This window comes from Nostoc sp. NZL (genome assembly GCF_015714705.1).
GTDB classification, from domain to species: Bacteria; Cyanobacteriota; Cyanobacteriia; order Cyanobacteriales; family Nostocaceae; genus Nostoc; species Nostoc foliaceum_A.
Genome location: NZ_WBKL01000190.1, coordinates 1 through 9,678, shown reverse-complemented (window position 1 = coordinate 9,678; position 9,678 = coordinate 1). Strand labels below are relative to the sequence as shown.

Below are 9,678 nucleotides of genomic sequence, written 5' to 3'. Positions count from 1 at the left end.
GGGCAGGGGAGGATGAGGGAGATGAGGCGAATAATCAATCCCCAATCCCTAATCCCTAATCCCCAATCCCCAATCCCCAATCCCTAATCCCCAATATGGAAATTTTGTCGCACCTTCATTAAACAAGCGGTTTGAGATCATAAAACTTTGTATCCTAAATTAATAGGTCTTAATTAAAGTTCTTTTAAAACTGGTGCAAGAAGATTTTAGGCTAATTGTTGATTTAGTTTTAGTTCTAGGTGTTGCAGCTTGCGGTGGACTGTTGGCAGCACTTTTGCGACAACCCGTGCTGCTAGGGTATCTGATTGGCGGGATGATCATTGGCCCAGCCGGACTGGGATTGATTAAAGAACTTATTCAAGTAGAGACTCTGGCACAGTTCGGGGTTGCCTTTTTGTTATTCGCCTTGGGTGTGGAATTTTCCTTAGCGGAACTTAAGAAGGTAAAAGCGATCGCTCTTGGCGGAGGTGGACTCCAGATTGCTCTGACAATTTTGGTTACAGTTGTGGTATGCGGATTAACTGGAGCCTGGGGAGCCTTACCTGCTAAGGGCATGTTTTTGGGGTGTATTCTGTCCTTATCTTCCACAGCCGTTGTTCTCAAGTGCTTGATGGAGCGCAACGAAACAGAAACGCCTCACGGGCAAGTGATGCTAGGGATTTTGGTAGTACAGGACTTGGCACTGGGACTAATGCTAGCAGTCTTACCAGCCCTCAACCAACCCGCAGAAACTATTGGCATCGCCGTACTGACAGCACTACTGTGGATTGCTTTATTCGCTGCTGGTGCAATAGCTGCGGGGATTTGGCTGATACCACCTTTGTTGCGACTGTTAGCCCGTACCGAAAGCCGAGAACTATTTTTATTAGGGGTTGTAGCCCTGTGTTTGGGCATTGCTCTGTTGACAGAGTATTTGGGGCTGTCAATTGAGATGGGGGCATTTGTCGCCGGTTTGATGATTTCGGAGGTGGAGTACGCCGATCAAACCCTGACTTATGTCGAACCACTGCGAGATATCTTTGCCAGTTTATTTTTTGCCGCCATTGGCATGTTAATTGACCCAGTGTTTTTGTGGAACAACCTGGAATTGATTTTAGGGTTGGTAGCACTAGTTTTCGTAGGTAAATTTTTGATTATCACGCCCCTAGTAAAGCTATTCCGCTACCCTTTAAAAACAGCCATAATCGCCGGTTTAGGACTAGCGCAAATTGGGGAATTTTCCTTTGTTCTCGCCAGCGAAGGGCAATCATTGGGGCTGGTGTCCCGACAAATATACTTATTAATTTTGGGAACCACCGCAGTCACTCTCATGCTTACTCCCTTTGTTCTGCGGTTAGTGCCATTTTTATTTAACTTTGCCGAATCAATGCCTTGGTTGAAACCGTATTTACAAGAAGATCAGGTACGGGATGTGTCGGAAGATTTGCCCTTCAAAGACCATGTGGTAGTCTGCGGCTATGGGCGAGTGGGCAAGAATTTGGTGAAGTTGTTGCAGCAACACGACCTACCGATGGTAATAATCGACCAATCAGAGAGTAGAATTCAACAGTTACGTGAGGCTGGGCTGCCTTATGTCTATGGCAATTGCGTGAGTTTACATGTTTTGGAAACCGCCGGAGTGAATCATGCCAAAGGAATGGCGATCGCACTTCCAGACCCCATGAGTACCCGTCTTTGCTTGAAACGCGCTCTGGAATTGTGCCCAGAATTAGATTTGGTTGTCCGTGCTACTCAGGATAAAAATATTGAGGTGCTGTATCAATTGGGAGCAAAAGAAGTTGTCCAACCAGAGTTTGAAGCCAGCTTAGAAATGGCAACTCATTTATTAACAAGCTTAGGCTTGTTGTCGCCAGCTGTCGTCCAACGCGAAATGCAGCAAATCCGCAACGATCATTATTTAGATTTGCGACCAGAGCGTTCTGCAACTGAAGTTGCCCGCGATTTGCGCCAAGCAACTCGCGATCTAAATCAGCGCTGGTATCCTCTACCATCTAATTCGCCCTTAATAGGTATGAGCATAGAAGAAGCAGATATGCGCTACTTAACAGGAGCGAGTTTGATGGCAATTCGCCGCGCTAACGGCGATGAAATCGATTATCCCAATAATCAAACTAAATTAGAGGATGGCGATCGCTTGCTGGTAGTCGGAGCAGATGAAGAACTGGCAGCTTTGGCAGAATTTGCTAAAGGACAAGCTGCTGTTCCCGGAGAAAATAGTGCTTGCCAGTGGATTACAGTTAATGCAGATACGCCAACCCTAGGTAAAACCCTTGCAGATTTAGATATCAGCAAGCAATTTGGAGTACAGGTACAGGCGATCCGGCGCGATGGCAAGTTTATCCGCTATCCTGATGGCGGCATGGATTTGCGAGTTGGCGACCAAGTATTATTATGTGGTGGCTTGACAGGTCTGAGTCAACTACAACAGTTATTTGCGATCGCCAGTTCAGTACCCCTTTCTATTCCAGTGGTAAAAGCTGCTGAGGCAGAAGCCCTCAAAGAGTTTCTGCCTACGGATAGTGTAATTGATTAACTAATTCGGAATTTGAGTGAGGGCGAATACCTTATTAACAGCAGCCGTTAGTGCGCCGGATGCTAAAATGCCTATGGAAATGATGTGCGTGCCGATGAAGTAGGAATCGCATCAATACGGTTCGGATAAGGTTTTTTGATGAAAGTTATAGATCACAAAGACGCGATAAATCGCGTCTCTTCCCTTAACCGAACCGTATTGGGAATCGCATGACAGTGGTTTGTCAAAGACAGTTTGAAGGGTAAAAGAACAAACCACAGAGGCACAGAGAACGCAGAGTCAGATAAAACAAGAGAAGTGTTTTACCAAGCATTGTTGGCTTGACAGACTTCTAGTCATGCAAGGTTCAAGAGTATTACATCTAGCGCAAAACTAGGTTAAACTATAACGCATGTTCGATTTAAATTAATCAACTATGCATTTACATATCACTAACAAAGATGTTACTCTAATGCATAACGAGCGTTCGATATAAAAAATAATAACTGAGATATGCCTAAGATTGTTGACCATGAGCAATACCGTAAAGAACTGCTCGACAAGTGCTTTGATTTATTTGCCCAAAAAGGCTATGGTTCCATCACTATGCGCCAAATTGCTGAAGGATTAGGAGTTTCTACTGGTACGTTGTACCACTATTTTCCTAGCAAACAAGCTCTATTTGAGCAATTGGCCCAAGAGATATGTGAGCAGGATTTAAGTGCAGCATTAGCTGAACTAGAAGGAGCACAAACTTTACAAGAGTCAATGGAAGCACTAGGAAGATACTTAGTAAAAAACGAAGATTACTTCATTAAATGGACTTACATTTGGATTGATTTTTGTCAACACAAAGACTCTAAGGAAATGTTAAAAAATAGTGTTTTTAAGCGGACTAATAAGCGTTATCAGCAGGCAGCCTGTGATTTTTTGGGTATTCAAGACCCGGTATTAGCTTCCTTTGTCTTGAGCTTTGTCAATGGTTTGATTCTAGAGAAATTATGGGGTGATGAAACAATTGATTTTATTCAACAATGTGCATTGTTAGGAAAAATGCTGACAGCATACTTGCCGCAACATGCAGCAGAAGCCAATAGTGGAATAGGCTTTTCATAATGTTTGATAGCTATATTTTGTACCTCTCTATTTTTCAAAATGCTTTATACATAAGAATCAAAAATATTTGTATGTCAAAGATAATTAATAATTTTTGCCTATTATCAGCTAATTTTTTACACAGGAAATAAAACTTTTATGAGAACAAAAGAGATGGTTGAAAAGCTGTCATCCAAAGCTTCCAGTCAAGGGTTAATTGCATTAGTAATTGCAGCTACTGCTATTACAGGTGGAATTGTTGTTTATGGGATTTCTCAGTTTGGGCTAGTTGGTCAAACTGAGAAATCTGAGCCAGTTGAAACCACGCCCAAAATTCAAAAAGTGGCCGCCTTAGGACGGCTAGAACCGGAAGCAGAGGTAATTAGCTTGTTTGCGCCCTTAGCATTAGATGGCGATCGCATTGCCCAAATCTTAGTCAAAGAGGGCGATCGCATTAAAGCCGGACAGATTGTGGCAATATTAGATGCCCGCGATCGCTTGCAAACTGCTGTACTACAAGCTCAACAACAAGTTAGAGTTGCCCAAGCTAAACTCGCTCAAGTTGAAGCAGGAGCAAAAGCAGGAGAAATTCAGGCCCAGCAGGCAAGCGTTGAACGCCTCCAAGCTCAATCTCAAGGAGACAAAACAGCGCAACAGGAAGCGATATTCCGCATAGAGGCACAGTGGGAAGGAGACAGGATAGCTCAAGAGGCAACCATTAAGAAGTTGGAGGCAGAACTCAAAAATGCTGAAGCCGAATATCAACGTTATCAGCAGCTATATTCTCAAGGAGCAGTTTCTAATTCTTTGTACGATAGTAAGGGCTTGACTGTAGAAACTGCTAAACAGCAAGTAGACGAAGCCAAAGCAGTTCTCAACCGAATTAACACCACTGCTAGCAAACAACTTGCTGAAGCCAAAGCAGCACTTGCCCGCACTAACGCCACTGGTAGCAAACAAGTTAGTGAAGCCAAAGCCACACTTACCAGTATTGCAGAAGTCCGACCTGTAGACATAGCCGCAGCCAAGACAGAAGTTGAAAATGCGATCGCCACACTCAAACATGCCCAAACCGAGTTGGCGGGTGCTTACATCAAAGCACCGATGGCGGGACAGATCATCAAAATTCATACGCGAGTCGGAGAAAAAATTAGTGATTCTGGCATTGCAGACTTAGCGCAAACAAACCAGATGATTGCAGTTGCAGAAGTTTATCAAACCGACATCAGCAAAGTAAAACTAGGACAACAGGCAGTTATTAGCAGTCAGGCATTTGCTGGCGAACTGCGAGGAACCGTTGCCCAAATTGGCTTGCAGGTGAATAGACAAAACGTTTTCAGCAACCAGCCAGGGGAAAACCTTGATAGCCGAGTAGTTGAGGTGAAAATTCGCCTCAATCCTGAAGACAGTAAGCGAGTTGCAGGTTTCACTAATTTACAGGTACAGACAGCAATTGAAATATAGAGTTGTTTGTTGTCTCATGTATTCCAGCATTTTTATAGGATGAATTCAATCATGATTAAAGTCATATACCTTTTGCTTTGTGTACTTGGCTTCGTTCTACCTTACTCCCAGTTTGTTCCATTTCTCTTAGAGCATGGTCTTGATATAAAGCTGTTTTTTGAACAACTCTTTGCCAACAAAATTTCTGGTTTTTTTGGCATGGATGTTATTGTTTCATCGCTAGTTTTGTGGACATTCGTATTTTGGGAAGGGACACGTCTAAAAATGCAAAATCTCTGGGTTTACGTTGTCTGTAATCTTTTAGTTGGTGTTTCTTTAGGTCTTCCCTTATTTCTTCTCATGCGAGAGCGCCAGCTTGAACAGCAAGCTGAAACACTGGGTTATTAAAGGGTTTTTTAAATATGTTTCCTAAAATATTTCGCAAAACGCCGCTAGCATGGCGGCAGTTAATGAAGGAAAAAACCCGTTTGGCTGTCGCAGTCGCAGGTATTACCTTTGCCGATATGCTGATGTTTATCCAGTTGGGATTTGAAAGTGCGCTTTTTGATGCTGCTGTGAAACCTCATCGCAATTTACAGGCAGATTTGGTTTTAATTAATCCCCAATTTCAAACTTTGTTTTCGGTAAAAAACTTTTCTAGAGAACGACTGTATCAAACATTAGGTTATGAAGGTGTTCAGTCAGTTAATTCTGTCTACATCAGCACCGGACAGTGGCGAAATCCCGAAACACGTCTTGAGCGTGCCATTTTGGTTTGGGGTGTTGATCCGGTACAACCCGCATTCAAATCACCCGAAATTAACCAAAACCAGGAGCACTTGAAACAGTTGTATCAAGTGATATTTGACCAGGCAGGTCGTCCAGAATACGGCGCAGTTGCCGATATCTTTAAGAAAACAGGCAAATTTGACACGGAACTGAATAGTAAAGCCGTCTTTGTTAAGGGCTTGTTTACTGATGGTGCTTCCTTTGCTGCCGATGGTAATGTGATCACCAGTGACTCTACTTTTCTCCAGCTATTCCCAGAACGTAAACCCGATCGCATCGAAGTTGGGTTAATTACACTTCAACCAGATGCCGATGTAGAAAAAGTGCGATCGCAACTTGTTAACGGATTACCCAAAGATGTCAGGGTTCTGACTCCAGAGGAATTTGCCAAAGTGGAGAGAACTTATTGGGAAGAAGGTACTGGCATTGGTTTTATTTTCGGTTTAGGTACTGGAGTAGGCTTTATTGTTGGCATCGTGATTGTCTACCAAATCCTTTACTCTGATGTTTCTGACCACTTGCCAGAATACGCCACCCTCAAAGCAATGGGATATACCGATAATTATCTTTTGGGAGTTCTAATTCAAGAAGCATTGTTATTGGCTATCTTAGGTTTTCTGCCTGGATTTATCCTTTCTTTTGGATTGTATCAAGTCACCTACGCTGCGACGATGCTTCCTATTTTTATGAAAATGGAACGGGCGATACAAGTTTGGATTTTGACTGTGATTATGTGTAGTGTTTCTGGTGCGATCGCAATGCGAAAACTACGATCTGCTGACCCTGCCGATGTTTTTTAGACGCGATGAATCGCGTCTCTACAAAGATTAGGAATTATCTCTCCCATACCTAATGCCCTATAAAATCCTATGTTGCAAAAATCTTTACCAGAATATTCCAACTCAACACTTTCTGTTTTAGAACCTGTGATTTCTGTTAGCAACCTTAACCATTATTTTGGTGAAGGTGGGCTTCGCAAACAAGTATTATTTGACATTAATTTAGAGATAAAGGCTGGAGAAATCGTTATTATGACTGGTCCCTCTGGATCGGGGAAAACCACCTTGTTGACTTTAATGGGTGGATTGCGTTCTGCCCAAGAAGGTAGCCTCAAAATCTTAGGAGAGGAAATTTGTGGTGCGAAAAAGCAGCAGTTAACTAAGCTGCGTCGCCAGATTGGCTATATTTTCCAAGCTCATAATCTGATGACTTTTTTAACAGCTAGAGAAAATGTGCGGATGTCTCTAGAGTTGCACGACGATTTTTTGAATCAAGATATCAACGCCAAAGCGATCGCCATTTTGGAAACTGTCGGTTTAGCTGATCGTGTAAATTATTACCCAGAGAAGCTATCTGGAGGGCAAAAACAACGGGTTGCGATCGCTCGTGCTTTAGTTAGCCATCCTAAAATTGTCTTAGCAGATGAACCCACTGCTGCACTTGACAAAAAATCTGGGCGCGATGTTGTAGAAATAATGCAGAAGCTGGCTAAAGAACAAGGCTGCACGATTTTGCTAGTTACTCATGATAATCGCATCCTTGATATTGCCGATCGCATCATTTATATGGAAGATGGTCAGCTGAAGACCGATAGCACAGAATCTACTACATTACAAGCAAGTAATACCAATTCGTAATTCGTCAAACTTACTTAAGAATGGCTGTTTAGAGGTCATTTATAAAGCCAAAGTAAAGATAAAGTCGAATTCAGTAAGCAAAATACCTAATTGCTTTCTCAAAATGCCTGATTGCTTTCTCAAAAAGCTTGATTGCTTTCTCATTTCAGTAGATTCAGTAAGTAAAAAGGCATATTGCTTTATCAAAAGGCTTGTTTGCTTTCTCATTTCAGTAGATTCAGTAAGTAAAAAGGCATATTGCTTTATCAAAAGGCTTGATTGCTTTCTCATTTCAGTAATTCACGCATTCATCTTCGTTTATTGTTAAGCCATTAGCTAACAATCGCCTTTGATTCATTAATGGAAAGATAAAAATCAAATCGTATAATGCCCAAATTAATATAAATATTGGGATTGAAAGATGGGCATCATTCATTTGCTTGAGGGCAGCAATATGAAGCAATGCAGTTGGAGTTTCCACGGCGACAATGGTAAACCCTAAGAGAAAAGTTGCAGGAGAACAAGAGTCTTAAAGTCCCCCTTTTTAAGAGGGATTTAGGGGCAATACAGTTCAGTTAAGCATTCCTTTATTCTCTTTTTTCTCTTTCTTTGCGCCCTTTGCGCCCTTTGCGGTAGCCTGCGGCAAGCCGCTCCGCGTCTACGTTAAAAAATTGACTTTGTTTGACAAAGAGTTAAGCCTTAACCCAAGCGTATTGGATTTAGGGGGATCTCCAAGGGTTAGGTGTATACAAAAAAATTTCAGATATCCTCTCAGAAATTCCCGGCCCTGTACCCCCAAAAAACTAATAAATAGCCTTAAAGTCTTATCAAAGAGAGACTTGGGTAATTGAGTACATTATTAATACATATTAATAGATGCAGTATTGCAGATGAGATATTAATAGATGCAATATTTGTTGAAAGTTAACTTAAGAGCCAAAAGCCATCAATAAATTATCCTTTAAACACGGAGTAAATCCTACCGATAAATCTTTAATGCAGATAATACACTCATTTTCTAGTTTTGGCTATTTCTGATTCTTATATTCACGTGTTCTGATAATGCAGCTTAGAGGCGGGGACAAAAATCAAATTATGAACAAAACCTTTGCAACCATCGACGGGAATGAAGCTGTTGCTCGTGTTGCTTACAAACTAAATGAAGTGATTGCCATTTATCCCATCACCCCCTCTTCAGCAATGGGTGAATGGGCAGATGCTTGGTCAGCAGAAGGTCGTCCCAACCTCTGGGGTACTATTCCCAGCGTCGTGCAGATGCAAAGCGAAGGAGGAGCTGCTGGTGCTGTGCATGGGGCATTGCAAACAGGTTCCTTGAGTACCACCTTCACGGCATCTCAGGGATTATTGTTGATGATACCCAACTTCTACAAAATTGCTGGTGAGTTGACTAGTGCCGTGGTTCACGTTGCAGCCCGTTCCTTGGCTACCCACGCTTTATCAATTTTTGGCGACCATAGCGACGTGATGGCAGCTCGTGCAACTGGGTTTGCTCTACTGTGTTCCGCTTCGGTGCAGGAAAGTCAAGATTTTGCTCTCATCGCCCATGCTGCTACCCTAGAGACGCGAGTCTCCTTTATGCATTTCTTTGACGGCTTCCGCACATCACATGAAGTGCAGAAAGTCAAACTGCTCTCAGATGACGATTTGCGATCGCTAATCCACGATAATCTAATACTTGCCCACCGCAGCCGCGCCCTCACCCCAGACCGTCCAGTATTGCGCGGTACTGCTCAAAACCCTGATGTCTACTTCCAAGGACGTGAAGGTGCGAACCCTTACTACAACGCTTGTCCAGAAATTGTCCAACGCATCATGGATGAATTTGGAGAACGCACGGGAAGGCATTATAAAATCTATGAATATTACGGTGCTAACGATGCCGATCGCGTTATTGTTCTTATGGGTTCAGGTTGTGAAACCGTCCATGAAACAGTAGATTACCTGAACGCCCATGGTGAAAAACTTGGCGTGGTGAAAGTGCGACTTTACCGCCCCTTTGATGTCCAAAGGTTTGTTGCAGTATTACCAACTAGTGTACAAGCGATCGCAGTTCTCGACCGCACTAAAGAAGCAGGTAGCGCCGGGGAGCCTTTGTATTTGGATGTTGTGGCTGCTATCCATGAAGCATGGGGAGAAGAGGCAGGGGAGCAGGGAGCAGGGAGCAAGGGGGAGGATCTTCTCCCCTACCCCCTGCCCCCTGCC

At 43.0% G+C, this 9,678-nt stretch carries 7 protein-coding genes and 1 pseudogene; 7 read left to right on the top strand and 1 reads right to left on the bottom strand.

Annotated features, from left to right (window positions below):
- The first annotated feature begins 193 nt into the window (after window positions 1-193).
- The 6 genes from F8R90_RS28215 (at window position 194) to F8R90_RS28190 (ending at window position 7,476) form a co-directional block, all read left to right on the top strand.
- Window positions 194-2,533 (top strand): cation:proton antiporter domain-containing protein, encoded by a 2,340-nt coding sequence (locus tag F8R90_RS28215; protein WP_196513434.1) that lies wholly within the window; start codon window positions 194-196, stop codon window positions 2,531-2,533.
- 492 nt (window positions 2,534-3,025) lie between these two features.
- On the top strand, window positions 3,026-3,628 hold the full coding sequence (locus F8R90_RS28210; RefSeq protein ID WP_196513433.1) for a TetR/AcrR family transcriptional regulator: 603 nt from the start codon (window positions 3,026-3,028) through the stop codon (window positions 3,626-3,628).
- A gap of 153 nt (window positions 3,629-3,781) precedes the next feature.
- Window positions 3,782-5,071 carry an ABC exporter membrane fusion protein gene (locus F8R90_RS28205; protein WP_196513435.1) on the top strand — a complete coding sequence of 430 codons (1,290 nt, stop codon included), beginning with the start codon at window positions 3,782-3,784 and terminating at the stop codon, window positions 5,069-5,071.
- Between the two features lie 51 nt (window positions 5,072-5,122).
- Window positions 5,123-5,458: a DUF2834 domain-containing protein gene (locus F8R90_RS28200; protein ID WP_196513432.1), complete on the top strand. Its 336-nt coding sequence runs from the start codon at window positions 5,123-5,125 to the stop codon at window positions 5,456-5,458.
- A gap of 14 nt (window positions 5,459-5,472) precedes the next feature.
- Complete coding sequence (devC, locus tag F8R90_RS28195) at window positions 5,473-6,639, top strand: ABC transporter permease DevC (protein ID WP_196513431.1); 1,167 nt, start codon at window positions 5,473-5,475, stop codon at window positions 6,637-6,639.
- A 69-nt stretch (window positions 6,640-6,708) separates the two neighbouring features.
- On the top strand, window positions 6,709-7,476 hold the full coding sequence (locus F8R90_RS28190; protein WP_196513430.1) for a DevA family ABC transporter ATP-binding protein: 768 nt from the start codon (window positions 6,709-6,711) through the stop codon (window positions 7,474-7,476).
- Window positions 7,477-7,515: 39 nt separating this feature from the next.
- Here F8R90_RS28190 and F8R90_RS28185 read toward each other — a convergent pair whose 3' ends face one another.
- Window positions 7,516-7,746: a hypothetical protein gene (locus F8R90_RS28185; RefSeq protein WP_196513429.1), complete on the bottom strand. Its 231-nt coding sequence runs from the start codon at window positions 7,744-7,746 to the stop codon at window positions 7,516-7,518.
- An 804-nt stretch (window positions 7,747-8,550) separates the two neighbouring features.
- Between F8R90_RS28185 and F8R90_RS28180 the strand changes: the two are divergent.
- Window positions 8,551-9,678: pseudogene (locus tag F8R90_RS28180) on the top strand (pyruvate:ferredoxin (flavodoxin) oxidoreductase); the annotation flags it as partial.